The following is a 22633-nucleotide window of genomic DNA, read 5'->3' as shown; positions in this document are numbered from 1 at the left end:
GCGGAGCCCCATAGGCGGTTGCGTCGCCTGCCCCCGTATGGCATAAGCCGGCGTCCGACGGCGGGCTGCTGTAGCTCAGTGGTAGAGCACTCCCTTGGTAAGGGAGAGGTCGAGAGTTCAATCCTCTCCAGCAGCACCATCCTCCTGCAGAGCTACTCGCAGAACCGGTAGGGCACGGCCGCGGCAGCCACGGCCAGCGGCGCGCAGGCGACCAGCGTCGCCACCTCGTCGGCGGCGAGCGTCGCCGGGACCTTCCCGAAGAAATGACGGTAGACCCCGATCGCCGCGCTCATGGCGACGGCGTGGCCTTGCTCCAGACAGCCTCGATACGCATCCACGATGGCGCGGCTCTGATTGGTGCTCAGCGACGGGATCGTCATGGGTCCTACCTCCGTTTTGGGAGATCAGGATGCGTCCGGTTGGTTAATGCAACCTTAGCCGCGCACCGCGAAAAAGTGGTAGTCTGCGGCCCGTGAACGGTCCGGCGGGGCGGTCCTGCGAGTCCCCGTCAAGCGATCTTTGCAGTTGAGTTCGGCGCCGCCGCGCGGCATCCATCAGCGCCTTCGAGGATGGGAGACCGCCATGCGCGCCTATTCGGGCCAGCGTTCCGACAACGCCGTGATCAAGCGCAGTTTCAAGGAAAAGGAGCAGCAGCTGCGCCAGCTGCGCGACCAGCTCGCGGGGCTGAAGTCCCATGTCTCCCCGGCGCTGCGCGAGTCCATTCAGAAGAAGATCGCCGAGCTGGAAGCCGATCTCGGGCGCAGCCCGCGCGGCCGCGACTGATCCTTGTCCCGGGTCCCGCGTTCCGGCATCAAGGCAGCAGCCGGGCCGGGACCCGGAGAGACTGGGGGGAGGATGACGCAAGCAGGAGGACCGGGATCGTCCCTTGCGGCGCGCCGGGAGAAGCAGGCGGCCGCTCTGCGCGAGAACCTTCGCCGTCGCAAGGAGCAGGCGCGACGGCGCGCGGACTCGGCGGCGGACGGCGAGGCGCCGGAGGACGGGGCTGCCGGCTTCGCGGTCCATTCCCGCGATGGGGATGGGCCGGCGGCTTGAGCCCCGCTGCTTGAGCCCCGCTGCCCGCTGGGGTAGAAGGGCGGCATGACAGCACCCGCCGCCCCGGAGGGGCCCCGCAGGGACCGGCGCCACGCGGTCCCGCCAAGGCCCCACGGGGCAGGGGGATCCCCATGAGCCGCAAGCACGTGCCGCAGGAAGACGGCGGCGCAATGGCGCTGGACTGGGACACCTACTTCATGAGCCTGGCCTATCTGGTCGCCATGAAGTCCAAGGACCCGCGGACGCGGGTCGGCGCCGTGATCGTCGGGCCCGACAACGAGATCCGGACCACCGGCTACAACTCCTTTCCCCGCGGCATGGACGACGACCGTCCGGAGCGGGCGGTATCCCCGGCCAAGCACCTGTTCTTCGAGCATGCCGAGCGGAACGCCATCTACAACGCGGCGCGCATGGGCACCTCGCTCAAGGGCTGTCGGATCTACCTGCCCTTCATGCCCTGCTCGGACTGCGCCCGCGGCATCGTGCAGGCGGGTCTGGCCGAGGTGATCCTGCACCGCGAGCACCCCGGCAACGACTCGGCTCGCTTCGGCAGCGAGCACCATCATGCGGCCTCCCGGGCGATCCTGCAGGAGGGCGGCGTCAGCGTGCGGCTGTGGAGCGGCGTGATCCCGCGGCTCGCCGCAAGGTTCGACGACGAGCCCGTGCCGCTGCACGGCCCCGGGTAAGGCGGAGGGCTCCGCGGAGCTTCGGGTTAATACGGACGTGGCAAGTTTGGGATCTCGCCGGGGGCATGGTGGACACCCCTTCGCAGCGTCCTATAGAAAGAGGTGCCCGCGCGGCGCTTGAGCCGCGGAAGCCATGAGTCGGATGGAACAGAATGGACAGGATCCGCATCCGCGGCGGTAGCCCCCTCAAGGGGAGCATCGCGGTCGGCGGCGCGAAGAACGCCGCCCTTCCCCTGATGACGGCCAGCCTTCTCACCGACGAGACGCTGACCCTCGTCAACCTGCCGGATCTTGCGGACATTCAGACGTTGACGCGCCTGCTGGAGCGCCACGGCGTCGGCATTGCCGTCGATGCGCCGGCCTCTGCGGCAACCGGTAGGGTCGTGTCGCTGCGGGCGCGCGAGATCACCGACGTCACGGCCCCCTACGACCTCGTGCGCAAGATGCGCGCGAGCGTGCTGGTGCTGGGTCCGCTGGTCGCCCGGTGCGGCCAGGCGCGCGTGTCGCTGCCCGGCGGCTGCGCCATCGGCGCGCGGCCCGTCGACCTGCACATCAAGGGGCTCGAGCAGATGGGCGCGCGCATCGAACTCGACGGCGGCTACATCAACGCCGCGGCGCCGGATGGCCTGCGCGGTGCGCATATCGTCTTCCCCATGGTCTCCGTGGGCGCCACCGAGAACCTGCTGATGGCCGCCTCGCTCGCCAGGGGCGAGACGGTCCTCGTCAATGCCGCCCGCGAGCCCGAGGTGGGCGACCTGGCCCGCTGCCTCGTCGCAATGGGCGCCGAAATCGACGGGATCGGCACGGACACGCTGCGGATCCAGGGCAAGGAGCGCCTGCACGGCGCCGTCCACCGGGTGATCTCGGATCGCATCGAGACCGGGACCTATGCCATGGCCGCTGCCATCACGGGGGGCTCGCTGGAGATCCTGGGCGGCGATCTCGACCAGATCCAGGCCGTGGAGAAGGTGCTGGGCGCCGCAGGCGTTGTCTTCGAGCGCACGGAGCGCGGCTTCAGCGTCGCGCGGGCGAACGGGCTGCACGGCGTCGACGTGATGACCGAGCCGTTCCCGGGGTTCCCCACGGATCTCCAGGCGCAGATGATGGCGCTGATGTGCGTGGCCCAGGGCGCCGCCATGATCACCGAGACCATCTTCGAGAACCGCTTCATGCACGTGCCGGAACTGGCGCGCATGGGTGCCAACATCACGATCCACGGTGCCTCGGCCCTGGTGCGCGGCACGCCGCGGCTGACCGGCGCGCCCGTGATGGCGACCGACCTGCGCGCCTCGGTCAGCCTCGTGCTGGCCGGGCTCGCCGCCGAGGGCGAGACCGAGATCAACCGCGTCTACCACCTCGACCGCGGCTACGAGCGGCTCGAGGAGAAGCTGGCGGCCTGCGGCGCCGAAATCGAGCGCATCAAGGGCTCCGAATAGACCGGCGAGGCCGGGTTCCTCCGACCACTGGGCTGCCTTCCGGTATCGTCCATTTCGGACCCTTTGCAGCCGCGCCCCGGGCAACTAATGTGCCTCGTTCCCTGACGGCTCCCCGGCCTCCTCGGTCGGGAGCCTCTCGGGCGGACCAGAGGAGCAGGGGTTGTCATGGCATTGGTGAAGAAGTCGCGTTTCGAGATGCAGGGGGCGCCTGCGCGCGCTTCGGCCGATGCCGGCCAGGCCACGGTCGCGGCGCCGGCCGCGAACGGCCGCGCCGCCGCGCAGCGCAAACGGACGCGGACCTTCGCCCGCCAGCAGAAGATCGCTGAGAGGGTGGCCGCCGCCTCGGCGGAGGTGGCCAGCAGCATCTCGCAAGCCGCATCCGCGGCCGAGGAACTGCGCCGCGCCATGGAGCAGATCGCCAGTGGCGCGCAGTCCGCCGCCGGCGCATCCCACCAGTCGCTGGCCGCGATCACGGAGATCGGCGCATCCTTCTCCCAGGCGCGCGAGAAGGCCGGCGCTTCGCGCCAGAAGACGGACAGCCTTCAGGTCCTGCTTGCGGAAAGCGGCGTCCAGGTCACGGGGACCATCGCCAGCATCAGCGCCAGCGCGGAGCGCCAGGTCGCCACGGCCGCACTGGTCCAGGATCTCGAGCGGCAGGCGACGGGCATCGGCGACGTCGTTCGCACGGTCGCGCATATCGCCGACCAGACGAACCTGCTGGCGCTGAATGCCGCGATCGAAGCCTCGCGCGCCGGGCAGGCGGGAGCGGGCTTCGCCGTGGTCGCGGACGAGGTGCGCATCCTGGCCGAGACCGCGGAACGCAGCGCGCGCGACATCGCGGAGCTCGTCCGCCGTATCCAGGACGAGGTCGGCGCCATCACTGCAGGGATCAGCTCCGCTGCCACTGCTGCCCAGCAGGAGGTCGAGAGCGGCCGGCAGGTGACCGGTACGCTCGAGAGGATTCGGACCAGCATGGCGACGCTTGCCGAAGGCAGCGTCGCGATCCTTTCGGCGGCCCAGGAGGCTGAACGCGCAGCCCACGAGGTCCAGAAAGGATCGGAGCAGATCGCCGCCGCCGCCGAGGAGCAGTCCTCGGCGGCCGAGGAATCGCTGCGCAGCATCGCCCAGCAGAGTCAGGCTCTGGATCAGAGTCAGGTAGCGGCCCAGGAGCTGGCAACCCTGTCCGACGACCTGCGCCACTCGAACGATCTGATCCGCAGTGCCGAGGATGTGGCGTCGGCCTCGGAGGAGCTGTCGGCGACCGTCCAGGAACTGTCGGGTGCGGCGGCCGAGATCATGGCGGCGGTCGGCCAGATCAGCCGGGGGGCGCAGCAGCAGGCCGCGGCCGCGCAGCAGTCGGGCGCGGCGCTGACCCAGATCGAGCGCAGCGCGAAGATGGTGGAGAGCACCACGGCAGGTGCTCTTCGCGACGCCGAAGAGATGGCCAGCCTCGTCCGCGCCAGCCAGGCAGGCATCCAGGGCCTGATCTCCGGCGTCGAGCGCGGCCTGGGGAACACGCGCGAGACCATGAAGCTGATGACCGGGCTGGAACAGGTCGGCCGGCGCATCGACAAGATCGTCGATGCCATCAACACCGCGTCGATCCAGACCAACATGCTCGCCATCAGTGGTTCGGTCGAGGCCGCGCGCGCAGGCGATGCCGGCAGGGGGTTCGCGGTCGTTTCGGCGGACATCCGCGGCCTTGCCCGCGAATCCGCGGAGAACGCCGACCGCATCCGGGATACCGTGCGCGACATGCACGATCAGGTCCTCACCGTCCGGCGCGAGCTCGAGCAGACCGTGACGGCCGGCGAGCTGGAGGTGCAGCGCAACCGCGCGATCATCCGCACGATCGAGAGCGTGACGGCGGAGGTGAGCGCCGTCGTTGCCGGCAATCAGGAGATCGCGGGCGGAGCCTCGGCCATCCTCGTGGCCGTCGGGCAGGCGATGGCCGGTACGGAGGCGATCGCCACGGCCGCCGAGCAGGCGAGCCGCTCGTCGTCGGAGGCGGCCGCTGCGGCCCGCCAGCAGGCCCGTGGCGCCGAGGATATGGCGGCCGCGGTCGAGGAGATCGCTTCGCTGGCCGACGAACTCCAGAACTCGGCCGATTAGCATGGCCGTCGCCGCTCTCGAGCACGAGCAGTCCGCCGCCGTCAGCCGGGGCGCCCATCTCGCCTTTCTGGTCGGCGGTGAACGGGCTGCCATTCCCCTGTCCCGGGTCAGCACGGTCGTTCGGCCGCCCGAGATCACGGACCTGCCCTTGAGCCCTAGGGCCGTTCTCGGACTCGCCAATCTCAGGGGCTCTGTCACCGCGATCATCGGGCTGCATGCTGCGATGCGCCTGCCCGAGGCCGCGATCACGGACAGGTCCCGCGTGATCGTGCTGGAGCACGAGACGCCGGTCGGGCTGCTCGTCGACCAGTTGCAGGGCGTTGTCGAGGTCGCCCTGGACGAGATCGAGCCCGCCTCGGCCGAAACCCCGGAGACCGGTGATATCCTCTCGGGCATCCTGCGCGGATCCCGGCACGGCTCGGCCACACTGATAGTGGACCTCGACAGGCTGCTCGGCCGTGTCTTCACGGCCGCAGCCCGTCGGACGTCCACCGCGATCCCCGCACGCCAGGCGGCGGAGCGTGCGCTTACCACGACCGTTTCGCACGAGCGCGTTCTCGTGAGCTTCGTTTCGGACGGCGAGGAGTACGCCGTGCCGATCACGGCCGTCCGCGAGATCGTCGCGCTGCCCGCCACGGTATCGCGCGTGCCCCATGCGCAGGACCACGTTCTCGGGGTCGTGACGTTGCGGGACCGCCTCGTGCCGCTGGTCTCGGCGCGAGCGCTGCTGGGCCTGCCTCCGGCTCCGGCCGGCAGCGGCGGCAAGGTCCTGGTCCTGTCAGTGGAGGATCAGGCGCTCGTCGGGCTAGTGGTGGACCAGCCGCGCGAGATCCTGCGCGTCGAGGAGGGGGCGGTTGAGCCCGTACCCGTCCTGCTCGCCCGCGACATGTCCGGTGACATCGAGGGGATCTGCCGGCTCGACGGCGGCCGCCGGCTGGTGTCCATTATCTCGCCAAGCCACCTGCTGCGCAGCGACGCCGTCGTCCATGCCCTGGCGGTGGGCGGCCAGCAGGAGGCAGCCATGAGGGAGGCCCGGGTCGGCGGCGAGGCCGAGACGGAGCAGTTCATCACGTTCCGCGTCGGACGGGTCGAGTACGGGCTCCCGATCGGCGTCGTCGACGAGGTCATCGGCGTGCCCGAGCAACTGACCGAGATCCCCAAAGCCCCGGCCTATGTCGCGGGCGTCGTGAACCGGCGCGGGACCGTGGTGCCGGTGATCGACCAGCGGCGGCGGTTCGACCTGCCGGCCTCCGAAGCGACGGCGCGCCATATCGTCGTGATCGCCCTGGGGAGCATCCGCGTCGGCCTCATGGTGGATTCCGTGACATCCGTCCTGAAGGTGCCTGCCGATGCGATCGGCCCGGCGCCAGAGCTGTCGTCGGAGCAGTCCCGCCTGATCTCGCGTATCGCGAATCTCGGGGATAGGGTCGTGCTCCTGCTGTCGCCGGAGAACTTGGCCAGTGCGGAGGAGGTCGGCACCCTCGCCGAGGTCGCGTCCGGAGCCGCCGATGGACCGGAATGACGCGCCTCCTGATCGCGGACGACTCCGCACTCATGCGCAAGCTGCTTGCGGAGATATTCCGGGCCGAGGGTGATTTCGAGATCGCATTGGCGCGGAACGGGGCCGAGGTGCTGGATCTGGCGGCGACCTTCCGGCCGGACGTCGTCACCCTGGACGTCAACATGCCGGTGATGGACGGTCTGACCTGCCTGAGCCGCCTGATGATCGAGGCGCCATGTCCGGTCGTCATGGTCTCCTCGCTGACGCGGAGCGCGGCCGAGGCCACGCTGGAGGCGCTGGACCTGGGAGCGGTCGACTACGTGGCGAAGCCGGAGGGAACGGTATCGCTGAGCATCGACCGGATCAGGCCGGTGCTCGTCGAGAAGGTCCGCCAGGCGGCCAAGGTGCGCCTGCGCAAGGCGCTGAGGCTCAAGGAGAGGGTCCGCCATCAGATCGGAAGCGTCGAGAACCGTTCCCCGCGCGATGCCGTGCCGGTGCCCACCGTCCAGCGCCCTCGGACATCGGCGGCACGACCCCAGGCAAACGCGGGCGAGCCGGATGGGCTGGTCCTGATCGGAGCGTCGACCGGTGGTCCTCAGGCACTCGAAACAATCCTTTCCGGCCTGCCGGAGGATCTTCCTTGGCCGGTGCTGATCGCGCAGCACATGCCGGCGACCTTCACCGGGATCTTCGCCCAGCGGCTGGACCGGTTGTGCCGCCTGGCCGTGGTCGAGGTGGATCGCCCACGGCCCCTGGAGCCCGCATGCGCCTATGTCGCGCGGGGGGATGCCGACATGGTCGTGGCGCGCCGGCCCTCGGGCCTGATCGTGCTTCCGGTTCCCGCCTCGCCATCCTTCGTCTGGCACCCGAGCGTGGACCGGCTTGCCCAGAGCACGCTGCAGCATCTCGGCGCCTCCCGGCTGCTGGGCGTGCTTCTGACGGGAATGGGCAACGACGGAGCCCAGAGCTTGGCCCGCATCGCGGCCGAAGGCGGACGCACCATCGCGGAAGCCGAGGAGACGGCCGTGGTGTGGGGCATGCCGGGCGAGCTGACGAGGCGCGGCGGCGCGGGTCAGGTGATCCCGTTGCAGGACATCGCCGCCGCGATCATCAGGGAGGTGATGCCGCATGCCGCTGGTCAGAAGAGACCCTGAGGCCCGGGAGAAGGCCCCAGGCGCAACCGCGCCCGACGAAACCGGGGCGCTGCTCCGGTCGCCCGATCCCGCGCAGAGGCGCCATGCGGCGCGCGCGCTGACAACCTGTCCGGGCGCCGTCCCTGCTCTCGTCCAGGCGCTGGGCGTAGAGGGCGACGCCGCCGTGCGCGAGGCAATCCTCGCCGCGCTGTCCGATATCGGTGACGAGGCCGCTGCCCTCGCGCTGATCTCAGCGCTGAGGTCGGAGGATGCAGGCCTCCGGAACGGGGCCCTGGAGGCGCTCCGGTCGATGCCGGAAGCCGCAGCGGCCCATCTCCCCGCATTGCTGGCCGATGGGGACTCCGATGTCAGGATCCTTGCGGCCGAGATCGCCCGGGGCCTCTCGCCGGCGGTTGCGACGGCATTGCTCTGCGCGATGCTCGACAGTGAAACGCACCCGAACGCCTGTGGAGCCGCTCTCGACGTGCTGACCGAGGTCGGGACGACCGATGCCCTGCCGACGCTGCGCCGCATAGCCGAACGCTTCGCCGGCGACCCGTTCGTTCCCTTCGCTGTGCAGGTCGCGATGGCCCGCATCGAGGGGCATCGAGATGGGGATGGGCTGCTCTGAAATCTTCCATGCCCCCGCGAAACCAATCGCCGAGCGCCGTCGAGATCCCGATCCACGACGAGGAGTTCCGTCGCTTGTGCGAATTCTTCTATCGCCGGACGGGAATGACGTTCAGCGACGCCAAGCGCTACTTCGTCGACCGGCGCCTTCGCAACCGGATCGCGGCGACGGGTAGCGGCACCTTCGCAGCCTACTTCGCACGGCTTCTCGTCGACGCGGCGGAGGTCGAGCAGCTGATCAATGCCTTCACGATCAACGAGACCTATTTCTTCCGCGAGGACCACCAGCTTCGGTGCCTGACCTCGGCAATCCTCGAGCGGGTCGTCGCCGGACGGCGGCCGGGGGCTACGATCCGCCTGTGGTCGGTGCCGTGCTCGACCGGAGAGGAGCCCTATTCCATCGGCATCTGGCTGCTGGAGAACTGGTCTCAGGTGGATTCCTGGGATATCGAGATCGTCGGCTCGGACATCGACACCGAGGCTCTGCGCGCGGCTGAGGCCGGCATCTATTCCGAACGCTCTCTGATGCGGCTGCCGCCATATCTCGTCAGCAAGTACTTCACGCGACTCGATGAAAGCCAATACCTCCTGGCAGAGGATCTCCGGGGCTCCGTCAGGTTCAGCCAGGTGAACGTCATGGATCGGAACGCCATGGCTCGCCACGGGAGCTTCGACGTCATATTTTGCCGCAACATGCTGATCTACTTCGACGACAAATCCCGCCGCGAGGCCGCCGACAACCTGTATGATTCCCTCGCTCCCGGCGGATTCATCTGCCTGGGCCATACGGAATCGATGAGCAGGATTTCGTCGCTGTTCCAGGTCTGCCGGTTCGCCGACGCCATCGTCTACCAGAAGCCGGAGGGGCCCTCCGATGCCTGACGCAACGCATCCCTACCGGCGCCGCGCCGGCGCGGCGCGGCGCGTTCTCGTGGTCGACGACGGCACGTTGATCCGGATCTACTACAGGAAGGCGCTCGAGCGCTCCGGCTTCGGGGTCGACGAGGCGGTCAATGGCATCGAGGCCATGGAGAAGCTGCTGTCCGGGCATTTCGATCTCGTCATCGTCGACATCAACATGCCGAAGATGGATGGGCTGAGCTTTCTTCGGGCCCTGCGCGCGCAGCCGGAGATAGGCTCGCTTCCCGCCATCGTCACCAGCACCGAAAGTGCCGAGCACGACCGCGACGCCGCACGCGCGGCCGGCGCGAACTTCTATCTGACCAAGCCGGTTTCCGAGGACTCGCTCGTGCTGCACGCCGCCGTGCTGACCGGAGCATCGGCATGACCCCTCTGCTGCGGCAGTTCCTCGACGAGGGCCGTGGCCTGATCCAGGAGGCCACCCGGCATCTGCTCGTCCTCGAGCGCGAAGGCGAGAGCCGCGAGGGCACGGCCATCGTGTTCCGGGCCTTCCATACGCTCAAGGGCTCCTCGGGCCTCTTCGAGGTCGGCGCCATGACGCGGATGCTCCACGTCGCCGAGGATCTGCTGGCCGGGATCCGGGAGGGCAGGACCGTGATCGGCGCTGGGCTCGTCGACGCGCTGCTGGCCTGTCTGGACCAGGTCGGGCAATGGCTCGACACGCTCGAGGCGAGCGGTGAGCTCCCGGACGGGGCCGACCGGGATGCCGATAGCCTGATCTCCACCTTGCGCAGCGCCGCAGGGCTGGGCGGTCCGGCCGTGCGCGACGGCGGCAGCCCCGCCCCCCAAGCGGGGGCGGCGGATGCGGGGGCCGACTTCCTTGCCGCCTTCGGTGAAGGCGAGCGCCGCGAGGCGCTTCGGCTGCTTCGCGAGGCCGGCCCCGGTGCCGGCATCCTTGCAATCCGGTATGAACCGCGCGCGGGCTGCTTCTTCGACGGCGACGACCCGCTGGAGCTGTTTCGCGGACTGCCGGGCCTCGCGGCATTCCGGATCGAGGCCGGCTCTCCCTGGCCGGTGCTGGAGGAGTTCGACCCGTTCTCCTGCTCACTGGTGTTCCGTGCCCTCGCGGTCGGCCAGGAGGAGCGCGTGAGGAACGCCTTCCGCCTCGTCTCCGATCAGGTGCGCATCGTCCCCCTGGACCTGGAGATGCCCGAAGGTCCGGCAGTCCGGAAGGGAACTGCCGTCGCCGACGCGGTGATCGCGGAGCAGGTGCGGCTTCTCCACATGCCGGGTTGCCCGCGTCCCGAGGTCGCAGGAAGGATCGGCTCGGCCGCCGCCGCGGTGATCAACGTGCTTCTCTACGAGGGCCGGCAGGACGATGTCGGCGCCGTGGAGATGGCCGCCGACGAGGCCCTTGCGAAGGCCGACCCGAGAATCCTCTCCGCGGCGATCCTCCGCATGGCCGAGCACCGCAGGGCCGAACACCGCCTGGCCGAGGGCGGAGCATCCGCGGCCTCGGCCCCGCTCACGGCGGCAGCCGGCCAGGATCAGGATACGGTGAGGACCGGCGCGGCGCAGCGCGTGCTGCGCGTCGACGAGGCGCGGGTTGATCATCTGATGCGGCTCGTGGGCGAGATGGCCGTTGCGAAGAACGGCCTGGAATGGCTGGTCCGGTCATCCGGTGCCGACGACGCCACCGTGCGTCGCCTCCAGGATCTCCATGGCACGCTCGACCGTCTGACGCGCGAGATGCATGGTGCCGTGCTGCGGATCCGCATGCTCCCGCTGCGGCAGGTGTTCCAGTCCTTCCCACGCCTCGTCCGGGATCTGTCGAACCGCCTCGGAAAGCCGGTGCGCCTCGTTCTCGAGGGCGAGGATGCGGAGGCTGACAAGGCGATCGTCGAGCAGCTCTTCGAGCCGGTCCTGCACCTCGTGCGGAACAGCCTGGACCATGGCGTCGAGGCGCAGGAGCATCGGCGCACGGCCGGCAAGCCGAATGAGGCTACGCTGACGCTGCGCGGGTTTCAGAGCCGTGGCCAGATCATCGTCGAGGTCGAGGACGACGGCAGGGGCATCGATGCCGCCGCGATCAGGCGCAGGGCGGTCGAGCGAGGTCTTTTGGATGCCGCGGCCGCGGCCGAGCTGACCGACGAGGACGCGGTCCAGCTCGTCTTCGCGCCGGGGCTTACGACCGCTGAGGCCGTATCCGAGCTTTCCGGGCGTGGCGTCGGCATGGATGCCGTCCGTGCCGCGGTCGAGAAGACCGGCGGCAGCGTGACGGTCCGGAGCAGGCCCGGCCAGGGAACCACCGTGCGCCTGGCCTTGCCTCTGACCCTTTCGTCCGTCCGCATCCTGACGGTCCAGGCCGGCGGCCGGCGCCTCGGCGTTCCAATGGATGTCGTGAGCCAGACGATCCGTCTGCCGCGCGGCCAGATCAGGCGCGTGAAGGAGCACGAGGTCTTCGTGCTGCGTGATCGGGTCATACCGGTGGTCGAGCTCAGCCGGCTTCTGGGCCTGGAAAGCCCGGTGCGATCCGCTGGCGAGGATGCGCGGCTGCTCGTGGTGGAGGTCGACGGTCGAGTCGCGGGCGTGGAGGTGGACGGCTTCGCAGAGCGGCTGGACGCCGTTCTGCGGCCCATGGACGGTCTTCTCTCGGGAATCCACGGCTATCTCGGGACCACGCTCCTGGGCAATGGCGAGGTGCTGCTCGTGCTCGACCTGAAGGAGATATTGCGGTGACCGTGCTCGTGGAGATGGACGCCATCCATCTGAAAGGCGATTGTCCGGTGGACGAGGCCGAGATCGTGCTGCAGGCGCTGCTTGCCAATCCCGGCCTGCCGGTCGACTGGTCGGAATGTGAGGGCCTTCATACCGCGGTGCTCCAGGTTCTGATGGCTGCCCGCGCGACACTCACCGGGTCTCCCAGGGACCAGTTCCTGCGACTTCGCGTGGCTGCGGCACTATCGTCGCAGGCCGAGGCCTGATGCCGACGCTGGACAGATGCTCCCGGTCGGCGGCTACAATCACCCTGGCGTGTGCTCATCGTTCAGGCTTTTATGCGCTCCGCGCCGGGAACGCGCGGTTTTAGGAGCAGGGAGCCCGGAGGGCGATGGTGCGGACGATCATTTTGGTCGATGACAGCAAGCTGGCGCGCATGGTCGTGACCGGCATCGTGGGGCGGATCCAGCCCGACTGGACCCTCATCGAGGCCGCGAATGCGCAGGAGGCGCTGGATCTCATCCGCGAGAACCGCGCCGACATCGCCCTCGTCGACTTCAATATGCCGGACATCGACGGGCTTACGCTGATCGCGAGAATCCGGGAAAGCCACCCTGACATGCCCGTGGCCGTCGTCTCGGCGAATGCCCAGGACGACATCATCGCGCGCGCCCGGGCGCTTGACGCCGCCTTCATCGAGAAGCCTCTGAAGGACGAGACGCTGAAGCCGTTCCTGTCGGGTGCGGCGCTTCGGCTGAAGCGTCTCGGCCGATGAGGAGCCCCGCATTCGCTCTGTCGGAGCTGGAGCGTGACGCGCTGACCGAGATCGTGAACATCGGTGTCGGGCGTGCCGCCAGAAACCTCAGCGTGATGATCAAGGCGCCGGTGCAGCTTTCGGTTCCCCGCACCGAGCTGCTGCTCCGGTCCGAGGCAGCGAAGGTGCTGTCCGGGCGTGGCGGAGCAGGACTTGTCTCGGTCGGGCAGAAGTTCCAGGGACCCTTCTCCGGCCAGGCGCTCCTGATCTTCCCGGAGGCAAACAGCCTCGAACTCGTAAGGGCAGTCCTCGGCGATGCCATGGACCTCAACGAGATCATCGATCTCGAACAGGAGGCGCTGGCCGAGATCGGCAACGTGATCCTCAATGGCTGCCTTGTGGTCGTCGCCAACATGCTGCGGCGCGGCCTGACGATGTCGCTGCCCCAGGTGAACCGTGGCAGCGGCAGCCGGATCCTGGACGCAGAGAACGGATCCTCCAGCGAGCCCGTCCTGTTCCTGCGGATCGATTTCAAGGTTTCGGCGCGGGACATCGAGGGCTACATCGCGCTCCTGATGGATCTTCCCTCGCTCGCATCGCTGCGCGAGCTGATCCGATCCTTCATCGACAACCTCGACGGCAAGGAAGTCGAGGAATGACCGGGGAGATGCCCAAGCTCGGGCCGGTCGCCTTCGGACTCATCGACCAGCTAGGGCTCGGAGTGTTCCTGCTCGACCAGGACCATTGCGTCCTCGCATGGAACACGTGGATGGCGGAGGCCTCCGGACTGCCCAGCGAGCAGGTGCTCGGCCGGACGCTGTGGCAGGTCCTCCCGGACCTGAAGCAGACGCGTCTCTTCGGTGCCGTCGAGGACGCCCTCCTGACCGGCGCCTCCAGCTTCTTCTCGCACAGCCTCAATCCGGACCTGCTGCCGCCGCTCCAGCCCGATGGGCAGCCTCTTCTGCTCAACGTCCGCGTCAGGCCGGTCGACACCGCCGAGGGCCGCTTCTGCCTCTTCCAGGTGGACGACCAGACGGGGATCGTGGCGCGGGAGCAGTTGCTGCGCCAGCGGGGCGACGCACGGTACAGGGCGATCGTGGACACGGCGCCGGAAGCGATCGTCACGACCGACCTGGCCGGGAACATCCAGTGGGCTAACAGCGCCGTCCGGCGCAACTTCGGCTATGCGCCCGGCGACCTCGTCGGGCGGGACATCGGCATGCTGCTGGCCCCGGACGCCTCGGCGCGATGGCCCCGCGGCCCCGCCGCCGTGAACCGTAAGCGCGGAGCCTCGCTCGAGCTGACCGGCCGCCGCCAGGACGGGACCCTGTTCGATCTGGAGGTCTCGGTCGGCGGATGGAACACCGACCGGCACCAGTTCCTGACCGGGATCCTGCGCGACGTCACCGCCCGCAAGCGCGCCGAGAGCGAGCTGCGCCACCTGAATGCGACCCTGGAGACCAGGATCGAGGAGCGGACCGCCGAGCTGCGACTGGAGGCGGCGGAGCGCCGGCGTGCCGAGGAAGCCCTGCTGCAGAGCCAGAAGATGGAGGCGGTGGGGCAGTTGACGGGCGGCATGGCCCACGACTTCAACAATCTGCTCCAGGCGATCCAGGCCTGCTTCCAGATCCTCGGCCGCAAGGCCAAGGGGGTGCCGGACATCGAGCCTCTGCTGGATGCGGGACGGCAGGCGGTGGACCGCGGCGCCAGCCTCGTGCGGCAGTTGCTGGCCTTCTCGCGCAAGCAGGCGCTGCGCCCGGAAACCTTCGACGTGCGGGATCGGATGCTCGGCATGCGCGGCCTGCTGGAGCGGGCCGTCCGGGCGGACATCCAGCTCGAGATCGACATCTCGGCCGGCCTCTGGCCGGTGCTCGCGGATCCCGTCCAGTTCGAGCTGGCGGTGCTCAATCTCGTCGTGAATGCCCGTGATGCGATCGCCTCGGATGGCAGGATCGTGGTCGCGGCGCGCAACCGGATCCTGGACGGGTTCGGGGCGGAGCGCCTGTCCGGCGCATTCGTGGAGATCCGCGTCACCGACACCGGCAGCGGCATGGGACCGGATACGGTGCGGCGCGCCTTCGAGCCCTTCTTCACGACCAAGGCCGTCGGCAAGGGCACGGGGCTCGGTCTCAGCCAAGTCTACGGCTTCTGCCAGCAGTCGGGCGGAACCGCGACCGTCGAGAGCAGCATGGGCGCCGGATCGACCGTCGCGCTGATCCTGCCGCGCTCGTCCGAGGTCCCGGGCTCGGAGCAGACGCGCGCGTCCGGGTCCAGCGAGGGGCTTGGTGCCCGGATCCTGTTCGTCGAGGATGATCCGGTCGTAGCCCCAGTCGTGAAGGCCGCCCTGGAGGAGTTCGGCTACTTCGTCGTCTGGGTCCCGACCGGCGACGAGGCTCTGATCCGCCTGAAGGCAGGAGAGAGGGTGGACCTGCTCTTCTCGGACGTCGTGATGCCCGGGCATCTCAGCGGCGTGACGCTCGCCCGGGAGGCGCGCATCCTCCGGCCGAGCCTGCCGGTCCTGCTCTCGACGGGCTACAGCGAGGACCTCGTGAGCCTGAAGGGGTTCCGCATCCTCGCGAAGCCCTATCACGTCGAGGATCTTGCCGCGGCGATCGAGGGAGAGCTCGGCAGGAAAGCCTGAGCGGCAAGCGCTTCGCTGTCGGCGGCCGCGCCCGGCCGCCCCTTGCCGCCGCGCCGGAGCCCGGACGCGAAGTCCGCGCGCGGCGGCCGTGTGGCGGCACCGGAGTGCCTCCGCAGGCCGGTCTGGAGTTCCGCAACACGTCTTGAACTCCCGCCTCCGCGGACCGAAATCCTTGCACGATCCCCGATGCCCGGAGAAAGCCCGCTATGAGCCGTCCGTTGAAACTCCGCGCCTGCGATGCCGAAGACCTGCAGGTCGTCTCGGGTTTCCTCCAGGACGCCATCGTTCCTATCGGGGAGATGTGCTACCTGCCGGCCGACCGGCGCTTCGCCATGGTGGTCAGCCGCTTCCGCTGGGAAGCCTGCAAGGGCGACGCTGCGACCGCCGCACCTCGCCCTGAGGGCGATGCCGGGCTCGAGGATGCCGCCTGCTACGAGCGCGTGCATTGCGGTATCTGCATTGAGGGGATCGAGGCGGCCCGCACCCGCGGGGTCGACCTGCGTGATCGCAGCCAGATCCTGAACCTGCTGACCATCGGCGTCGAGGACGGCGGGATCGTCATGCACTTCTCGGGCGGGGCCTGCATCAGGCTGGACGGCCCCGACTGGACCTGTCGCATCGAGGATCTCGGCGAGCCCTGGCCGACCGCGCGGCGTCCCTGCCATCTCTTCGAGGAGCCGGCGGCGGGCGTCGCCCGCTCCTGACACCCACGCTCCGAACCCCGCGCCCCGGGCCCGCGCCGCGAACCCGGTCCCGCGGGTGAACTGTCCCGCGGCACCGGGGCCGCAGATCCGATCGCTCAGATCTCCTCGTCACCAAAACCGAGGTCGTCGAAGCCGGGATCCTCGGGCAGGTGCTCGGACGCCTGCTGCACGGCGTCCTGGGCCATGGCCTCGCCATCCGAGAACATACCGGCCAGCGCATTGCCGATCAGCATGCCGCCTGCCACGCCCATCGCGGTCTGCATGGCTCCGGCCATGAAGCCGCCGCCGTGGCGCTGCTGGCCCGCGGCATAGGCGGCGAGTCGGGGATCGCCGTGGCCCGGGGTGGGCGCGGCTCCCCAGGGCGAGCCTGCGTGAGCGGGCCGGGACGGCTGCGGCGCCGCCGGCCGGCCGCCCCCGAACAGCCCGGCCAGCAGTCCGCCGCCTCCGGCGGCCGGCCGGTCGCGCAACTGCTGCTCGAGCTCCTGGTTGCGCGCCTGGGAGGCCGAGAGCGCCTGCTCCAGCATCACGATGGCCTGGGCCATCAGGTACGGCGCGGCCGGCTGGCGTGCCATGTGGTCGCGGATATGGGCCTCCGCCTGCGGGTCGCGCGGGCCCGACTGGGCCTCGGCCTGACGCAGCTTGGCGAAGAGCTCGTCGATGATCTGGCGTTCGGTCTGGTCCATGGTGGTCTGCGTGTCTCGCGTTGAGGGAAGGGGCGTGCCGGCGGAACGTGCCGGCGCGAGGATCACTCCTCGCGCTGGCCCATCAGATGCAGCAGCATCTGGAAGAGGTTGATGAAGTTCAGGTAGAGCGACAGAGCGCCCATGACCGCGAGCTTCGTGTTCGCCTCGTGGCCGTAGTGCTCGGCGTACTCCTCCTTAATGCGCTGCGTGTCGTAGGCCGTCAGGCCGCTGAACACGACCACGCCGATCACCGAGATCGCGAACTGCAGCGCGCTCGAGCCCAGGAAGATGTTGACGAGGCTCGCGACCACGATGCCGATCAGGCCCATCATCAAGAAGGAGCCCATCCGCGTCAGGTCGGCCTTGGTCGTGTAACCCCACAGGCTCGTGCCGGCGAACATCGCCGCCGTGATGAAGAAGACGCGCGCGATGCTCGCGCCCGTGAAGACAAGGAAGATCGAGGCCATCGACAGGCCCATGACGGCGCAGAAGGCCCAGAACGTGCCTTGCAGCGCCGACGACGACATGCGGTCGAAGCGCCAGGACAGCACGAGGATGAAGGCCAGCGGCGCCAGCATCACGACCCATTTCAGCGGCGTCGTGAAGATCGGCACGTAGAGCGCCGGGGTGCTGGCGACCAGGAGCGCGACCAGTCCGGTCACGCCGAGGCCGAGGGTCATGAAGTTGTAGACCCGCAGCATGTGCTGCCGCAGGCCCGCATCGAACGAGGCCTGGTCGATGGTGCGGCCAAAGGCCCCGAAGCGGCTGGGTTGCTGGTCGAACATGGTCGTTTTCACCGGGTGGGTTGCGTCACCGGAAGAACGCGCGAGGCCGCGCATCCATCGCCCGCGCCGGGCATGGCATCGGGCATGGCCCCGTGGCCCCGCACCTGCGGTGCGGCTTGTGGGTGGTCCATGAGGGAAGATCGAAGAACTCGGGCATTGGTCGGCAATCCCTCCAGATGCGATCGCGCCAGGGCGCGAGGGCAGGTGGGGGATCCGACATCGCGGCCGGGGCGGCCGCCAGAGGGGCCCGGATCCTTCGGCATTCTAGATTGTGCGACCCGCGGGCGGCTTCAAGACCGTCCGCGGGTTGCGATGCGTCGACGCGCGTGCCTCAGCGCGCCGGCCGGCCGGCGGTGGGCGCGGCCGGGCCGGAACTCACGCGGTTCCGCTTGGCGCGGCGCGCCAGCATGTTCAGCCCTTCGATAAGCCCCGAGAAGGCCATGGCGGCGTAGATGTAGCCCTTGGGCACATGGGCCCCGAAGCCCTCGGCGATGAGCGTCATTCCGATCATCAGCAGGAAACCGAGCGCCAGCATGACGATCGTCGGATTGGCGTGGATGAAGTTCGCCAGCGGCGTAGCTGCCACCAGCATCACCGCCACCGTGACCACGACCGCGATCACCATAATGGGAACGTGCTCGGTCATGCCCACCGCGGTGATGATGCTGTCGATGGAGAAGACCATGTCGAGGATCAGGATCTGCACGATGGCGGCGCCGAACCCGATCGCCGGCGCCTTGCTGTCGAACATGTCCGGGGCGGGATCCGGGTCGACGTTGTGGTGGATCTCCTTCGTCGCCTTCCAGACCAGGAAGAGGCCGCCCGCGATCAGGATCAGGTCGCGCCAGGAGAAGCCCTGGCCGAACAGCGTGACGACCGGTTCGGTCAGCTGCACGATGATCGCCACGGTGCCCAGCAGGCCAAGGCGCAGCAGCAGCGCCGCGCCGATCCCCATGCGCCTGGCCCGTTCCCGCTGATGCTCGGGCAGCTTGTTGGTCAGGATCGAGATGAAAATCAGGTTGTCGATCCCGAGCACCACCTCCATGGCGATCAGGGTCGCGAGTGCGGCCCATGCAGCCGGATCGGCGGCAAGGGCAAGCAGGCCGTCCATGGTCAAAAGCCCCCTCAGTCAGATAGGCGCGGGCCGCGCGGCGCATCGAAGCGAGCCGCGCGGCCCGTGGCGGAGTTAACCCCCGAGAACGCGGGAGATCCGATCCTCATCCATCCGCGGGGCCGGGAAGGGTGGGGGCTTCCCAGGCCGGGCTCCGTGACGCGCTCAGACCTCGACGGGGCCCTGGGTCCGCAGCATCTCGTCGAAATAGGCGATGGTGCGGCCCAGACCGTCGCGCAGCGGCACCCGCGGCTCCCAGTCCAGCAGCGCCTTGGCGCGGCTGATGTCCGGCTGGCGCTGCATCGGATCGTCCTGGGGCAGCGGCTTGTGGACGATTTCGGAGCGGGAGCCCGTCATCTCCACCACGATCTCGGCGAGCTCGCGGATCGTGAACTCGCCTGGATTGCCGAGGTTGACTGGGCCCGTCACGTCGGACGGCGCCGCCATCAGTCGCACGAATCCCTCGATCAGGTCGTCGACGAAGCAGAAGGACCGCGTCTGGCTGCCGTCGCCGTAGATGGTGATCGGCTTGGACTGGAGCGCCTGGACCACGAAGTTCGAGACCACACGGCCGTCGCGGGGATGCATGCGCGGGCCGTAGGTGTTGAAGATGCGGGCGACGCGGATGTCGAGGCCGTACTGGCGATGGTAGTCGAAGAACAGCGTCTCCGCGCAGCGCTTGCCCTCGTCGTAGCAGGCGCGCGGGCCGACCGGGTTCACGTTGCCCCAGTAGTCCTCGCGCTGGGGATGGACGTTGGGATCGCCATAGACCTCGGAGGTGGAGGCCTGGAAGATCCGCGCCTTCGTCCGCTTGGCCAGCCCCAGCATGTTGATGGCGCCGTGCACGCTGGTCTTGATCGTCTGAACGGGGTCGAACTGGTAGTGGATCGGCGAGGCCGGGCAGGCCAGGTTGTAGATCTCGTCGACCTCGACGTAGAGCGGGAAGGTGATGTCGTGACGCAGCGCCTCGAACCGCGGGTTGCCGAGAAGGTGCAGGATGTTGTTCCGCGATCCCGTGAAATAGTTGTCGGCGCACAGCACCTCGTGTCCCTCGGCGAGCAGCCGCTCGCACAGGAACGAGCCGAGGAAGCCGGCCCCGCCGGTGACCAGGATGCGTTTACGCCGTTCCATCAAGCCTCTCCGTCACACCGTCATGCCGCGGGCCGCCGGCCGTCGAAGGAACGGCAGGGCCGGGCAGCGCATCCTAGGGAACCGACACCGGGGCCCGCAAAGCGGCAGCAGGCTTGCCCCGGCCGGGCGGCCGGCCGCGGCAACAGGGTGACAAGGCGGCGAAGTGTGGTATCTAACCGCCCCGAGTGAGTGCCTATCCGGAGAGTCCGTTGACACCGATGCGGCAAGCCGCGGCCGGTGCGCCCGACGCGCCCGAGCCCCTGGTCCTCGCCCTGCCGAAGGGCCGGATCCTGGACGAGCTGCGCCCGCTGATGGAAGCGGCGGGCATCCATCCCGAGCCCGCTTTCGACGACCCGGGCAGCCGGGCCCTGCGTTTCTCGACCAATGTGCCCGGCCTCTCCATCATCCGCGTGCGCTCCTTCGACGTGGCGACCTTCGTGGCATTCGGCGCCGCGCATCTGGGCGTGGCGGGCAACGACGTGCTGATGGAGTTCGACTATCCCGAGATCTACGCGCCGCTCGACCTCAAGATCGGCAAGTGCCGCCTTGCGGTCGCCGAGCCGGCCACGCTCGTCGAGGGCGACGATCCGACCCGCTGGAGCCACGTGCGGGTTGCCACCAAATATCCCGAAGTGACCAAGCGCCACTTCGCGGCGCGCGGGGTCCAGGCGGAATGTATCAAGCTCAACGGCGCCATGGAGCTCGCACCCACCCTCGGCCTGTGCCGGCGGATCGTCGACCTCGTCTCCACGGGATCGACCCTGCGCGCAAACGGGCTCTTGGAGATCGAGCACATCGCCGACGTCTCCTCGCGGCTGGTGGTGAACCGTGCCGCTCTCAAGACCCGGCCCGATGAGATCGGCGGGTGGATCGAGAAGTTCCGGGAGGTCATAGATGGCATTCAGGCTTGATATCGGGGATCCTGGTTTCGAAGCGGAGTTCCGGCGCCTCCTCGCGACCAAGCGGGAGATCCAGGAGGACGTCCAGGCCGCGGTCGCGTCGATCCTGGAAGCCGTCCGCGCCCGCGGCGATGCCGCGCTGCTGGATTATACAAAGCGCTTCGACCGGATGGAGCTTACGCCCGGCCGCCTGCGTGTGACCGAGGCCGAGATCGATGATGCCTGCGCGCGCATCGAGCCCGGGCTGATGGAGGCGCTCCGCCTCGCGGCCGGGCGGATCGAGGCGTTCCACCGGCGCCAGACGCCCGAAACCCTGGACTACGTGGATGAGACGGGCGTGCGCCTCGGGGCGCGGTGGACGGCGGTCGGAGCCGTCGGCCTCTACGTGCCCGGCGGGCTTGCGGCCTATCCGAGCTCGGTCCTGATGAACGCGATCCCGGCGCGTGTCGCCGGCGTGCCGCGCGTCGTGATGGTCGTGCCCACGCCGGACGGCACGCTGAACCCCCTGGTCCTGGCGGCGGCGCGCCTGGGCGGCGTGCACGAGGTCTACCGCATAGGGGGCGCGCAGGCGGTCGGCGCGCTGGCCTTCGGCACCGAGACGATCCGGCCCGTGGACAAGATCGTGGGGCCTGGCAACGCCTATGTGGCCGCCGCCAAGCGGCATGTCTTCGGCACCGTCGGCATCGACATGATCGCGGGCCCTTCCGAGATCCTGGTGGTCGCGGACGGCGACAACGACCCGTCCTGGATCGCGGCCGACCTGCTATCCCAGGCCGAGCATGACGAATCCGCCCAGGCGATCCTGATCACCGACGATGCCGGCTTCGCCGACCGGGTGACGGCGGCCGTGGAAGCCCATCTGGCGAAGCTGCCGCGCGCCGCGATCGCCGGGGCATCGTGGCGCGACCACGGCGCGGTCATCGTTCTGCGCGAGCTGGACCAGGCGGTCCCGCTCATCGACCGCATCGCGCCCGAGCATCTGGAGCTCGCCGTGGCGGAGCCCGGCCCGCTCGCCGAAAGGGTGCGGAATGCCGGCGCGATCTTCCTCGGGCGCCACACGCCGGAGGTGATCGGCGACTACGTCGCGGGACCGAACCATGTCCTGCCGACGGCCCGAAGCGCACGCTTCTCCTCGGGGCTCAACGTGCTGGACTTCATGAAGCGCACGACCTTCGTGGCCTGTGACGCCAGGAGCCTGGCGGCCATCGGCCCGGCGGCCGTGCGCCTCGCGGAGGCCGAGGGCCTGCAGGGGCATGCGCTCTCCGTCGCCGTGCGCCTGAACGCCCTGCGGGGGTGAGGGGCTCGTGGCTGCGGAGGACCGGCACCGCATCGTCCACGTCACGCTCGACGAGCGCACGGTGATCCGCCGCAAGCCCGAGGTGGAGCACGAACGCGCGGTGGCCATCTTCGACCTGCTCGAGGAGAATGTCTTCCGCCCCATCGAATGCCCGGATGCGGGCCCCTTCCACCTGCATCTGGGGATCGAGGACAACCGCCTCGTCCTCGACGTGCGCGATCCGGCGGAGCGCGAGCTGACGCGGATCCAGCTCCCGATCTCGCCGTTCAAGACGATCGTGCGCGACTACTTCATGATCTGCGACAGCTACTACCAGGCGATCCGCCGCTCCTCGCCGTCGCAGATCGAAGCCATCGACATGGGCCGGCGCGGCCTGCACAACGAGGGGGCCGAGCTGCTGCGCGAGCGTCTGTCCGCCAAGGTAGAGATCGACCGCAACACGGCACGCCGGCTGTTCACGCTCGTCTGCGTCCTGCACATCCGGGCCTGAGCGCGGGG

Annotated in this window: 23 protein-coding genes and 1 tRNA gene; 19 read left to right on the top strand and 5 right to left on the bottom strand. The window is 69.2% G+C overall.

Features of this window, described 5'->3' with window-relative positions; genetic code table 11:
* Nucleotides 1-64: 64 nt before the first annotated feature.
* Nucleotides 65-139 (top strand) — tRNA-Thr (locus JUB13_RS04300).
* A gap of 13 nt (nt 140-152) precedes the next feature.
* Here the strand turns inward: JUB13_RS04300 and JUB13_RS04295 are convergent.
* Nucleotides 153-380 (bottom strand): hypothetical protein, encoded by a 228-nt coding sequence (locus JUB13_RS04295; protein WP_207477487.1) that lies wholly within the window; start codon nt 378-380, stop codon nt 153-155.
* Between the two features lie 202 nt (nt 381-582).
* Between JUB13_RS04295 and JUB13_RS04290 the strand changes: the two genes are divergently transcribed.
* The 15 genes from JUB13_RS04290 (at nt 583) to JUB13_RS04220 (ending at nt 16229) form a co-directional block, all read left to right on the top strand.
* Nucleotides 583-783: a hypothetical protein gene (locus JUB13_RS04290; RefSeq protein WP_207477486.1), complete on the top strand. Its 201-nt coding sequence runs from the start codon at nt 583-585 to the stop codon at nt 781-783.
* A 401-nt stretch (nt 784-1184) separates the two neighbouring features.
* Complete coding sequence (locus tag JUB13_RS04285; RefSeq protein WP_236024738.1) at nt 1185-1739, top strand: deoxycytidylate deaminase; 555 nt, start codon at nt 1185-1187, stop codon at nt 1737-1739.
* Nucleotides 1740-1891: 152 nt separating this feature from the next.
* Entirely contained in the window at nt 1892-3175 is a 1284-nt protein-coding gene (gene murA, locus JUB13_RS04280; RefSeq protein ID WP_207477485.1) for a UDP-N-acetylglucosamine 1-carboxyvinyltransferase, read from the top strand.
* 165 nt (nt 3176-3340) lie between these two features.
* Entirely contained in the window at nt 3341-5287 is a 1947-nt protein-coding gene (locus JUB13_RS04275) for a methyl-accepting chemotaxis protein (protein WP_207477484.1), read from the top strand.
* A 1-nt stretch (nt 5288) separates the two neighbouring features.
* Entirely contained in the window at nt 5289-6809 is a 1521-nt protein-coding gene (locus JUB13_RS04270; RefSeq protein ID WP_207477483.1) for a chemotaxis protein CheW, read from the top strand.
* A complete protein-coding gene (gene cheB / locus JUB13_RS04265) occupies nt 6806-7942 on the top strand; it encodes a chemotaxis-specific protein-glutamate methyltransferase CheB (protein ID WP_207477482.1) in 1137 nt (378 codons plus the stop codon). Before JUB13_RS04270 ends, cheB begins: the two co-directional genes overlap by 4 nt.
* Complete coding sequence (locus JUB13_RS04260; protein ID WP_207477481.1) at nt 7917-8552, top strand: HEAT repeat domain-containing protein; 636 nt, start codon at nt 7917-7919, stop codon at nt 8550-8552. The genes cheB and JUB13_RS04260 overlap by 26 nt, the downstream gene beginning before the upstream one ends.
* An 8-nt stretch (nt 8553-8560) precedes the next feature.
* Complete coding sequence (locus JUB13_RS04255; RefSeq protein WP_207477480.1) at nt 8561-9433, top strand: CheR family methyltransferase; 873 nt, start codon at nt 8561-8563, stop codon at nt 9431-9433.
* Nucleotides 9426-9839: a response regulator gene (locus JUB13_RS04250; protein WP_207477479.1), complete on the top strand. Its 414-nt coding sequence runs from the start codon at nt 9426-9428 to the stop codon at nt 9837-9839. Before JUB13_RS04255 ends, JUB13_RS04250 begins: the two co-directional genes overlap by 8 nt.
* Nucleotides 9836-12151 carry a chemotaxis protein CheA gene (locus tag JUB13_RS04245; protein WP_207477478.1) on the top strand — a complete coding sequence of 772 codons (2316 nt, stop codon included), beginning with the start codon at nt 9836-9838 and terminating at the stop codon, nt 12149-12151. The genes JUB13_RS04250 and JUB13_RS04245 overlap by 4 nt, the downstream gene beginning before the upstream one ends.
* A complete protein-coding gene (locus tag JUB13_RS04240) occupies nt 12148-12396 on the top strand; it encodes a hypothetical protein (RefSeq protein ID WP_207477477.1) in 249 nt (82 codons plus the stop codon). The genes JUB13_RS04245 and JUB13_RS04240 overlap by 4 nt, the downstream gene beginning before the upstream one ends.
* A gap of 125 nt (nt 12397-12521) precedes the next feature.
* On the top strand, nt 12522-12905 hold the full coding sequence (locus tag JUB13_RS04235) for a response regulator transcription factor (RefSeq protein ID WP_207477476.1): 384 nt from the start codon (nt 12522-12524) through the stop codon (nt 12903-12905).
* Nucleotides 12902-13543 carry a chemotaxis protein CheX gene (locus tag JUB13_RS04230; RefSeq protein ID WP_207477475.1) on the top strand — a complete coding sequence of 214 codons (642 nt, stop codon included), beginning with the start codon at nt 12902-12904 and terminating at the stop codon, nt 13541-13543. The genes JUB13_RS04235 and JUB13_RS04230 overlap by 4 nt, the downstream gene beginning before the upstream one ends.
* On the top strand, nt 13540-15525 hold the full coding sequence (locus JUB13_RS04225) for a hybrid sensor histidine kinase/response regulator (protein ID WP_207477474.1): 1986 nt from the start codon (nt 13540-13542) through the stop codon (nt 15523-15525). The genes JUB13_RS04230 and JUB13_RS04225 overlap by 4 nt, the downstream gene beginning before the upstream one ends.
* 206 nt (nt 15526-15731) lie before the next feature.
* A complete protein-coding gene (locus JUB13_RS04220; protein WP_207477473.1) occupies nt 15732-16229 on the top strand; it encodes a DUF2948 family protein in 498 nt (165 codons plus the stop codon).
* A gap of 95 nt (nt 16230-16324) precedes the next feature.
* Here JUB13_RS04220 and JUB13_RS04215 read toward each other — a convergent pair whose 3' ends face one another.
* The 4 genes from JUB13_RS04215 to JUB13_RS04200 form a co-directional block, all read right to left on the bottom strand.
* On the bottom strand, nt 16325-16912 hold the full coding sequence (locus tag JUB13_RS04215; protein WP_207477472.1) for a DUF2076 domain-containing protein: 588 nt from the start codon (nt 16910-16912) through the stop codon (nt 16325-16327).
* 62 nt (nt 16913-16974) lie between these two features.
* Entirely contained in the window at nt 16975-17697 is a 723-nt protein-coding gene (locus tag JUB13_RS04210) for a Bax inhibitor-1/YccA family protein (protein WP_207477471.1), read from the bottom strand.
* Between the two features lie 331 nt (nt 17698-18028).
* Nucleotides 18029-18808: a TerC family protein gene (locus JUB13_RS04205; RefSeq protein ID WP_207477470.1), complete on the bottom strand. Its 780-nt coding sequence runs from the start codon at nt 18806-18808 to the stop codon at nt 18029-18031.
* 165 nt (nt 18809-18973) lie between these two features.
* Entirely contained in the window at nt 18974-19939 is a 966-nt protein-coding gene (locus JUB13_RS04200; RefSeq protein WP_207477469.1) for a UDP-glucuronic acid decarboxylase family protein, read from the bottom strand.
* Nucleotides 19940-20157: 218 nt separating this feature from the next.
* On the opposite strand from JUB13_RS04200, the gene hisG reads away from it, so the two are divergent.
* The 3 genes from hisG to JUB13_RS04185 are packed head-to-tail and all read left to right on the top strand — an operon-like array spanning nt 20158 to nt 22625.
* A complete protein-coding gene (gene hisG, locus JUB13_RS04195) occupies nt 20158-20850 on the top strand; it encodes an ATP phosphoribosyltransferase (protein WP_207478084.1) in 693 nt (230 codons plus the stop codon).
* Nucleotides 20834-22135 (top strand): histidinol dehydrogenase, encoded by a 1302-nt coding sequence (gene hisD / locus JUB13_RS04190; RefSeq protein ID WP_207477468.1) that lies wholly within the window; start codon nt 20834-20836, stop codon nt 22133-22135. Before hisG ends, hisD begins: the two co-directional genes overlap by 17 nt.
* A 7-nt stretch (nt 22136-22142) precedes the next feature.
* Complete coding sequence (locus JUB13_RS04185) at nt 22143-22625, top strand: UPF0262 family protein (RefSeq protein ID WP_207477467.1); 483 nt, start codon at nt 22143-22145, stop codon at nt 22623-22625.
* The last annotated feature ends 8 nt before the right edge of the window (nt 22626-22633 follow it).

Origin of the sequence: Arenibaculum pallidiluteum (assembly GCF_017355985.1) — a bacterium.
GTDB classification, from domain to species: domain Bacteria; phylum Pseudomonadota; class Alphaproteobacteria; order Azospirillales; family Azospirillaceae; genus Arenibaculum; species Arenibaculum pallidiluteum.
This window is presented reverse-complemented; position numbering and strand designations above follow the sequence as displayed.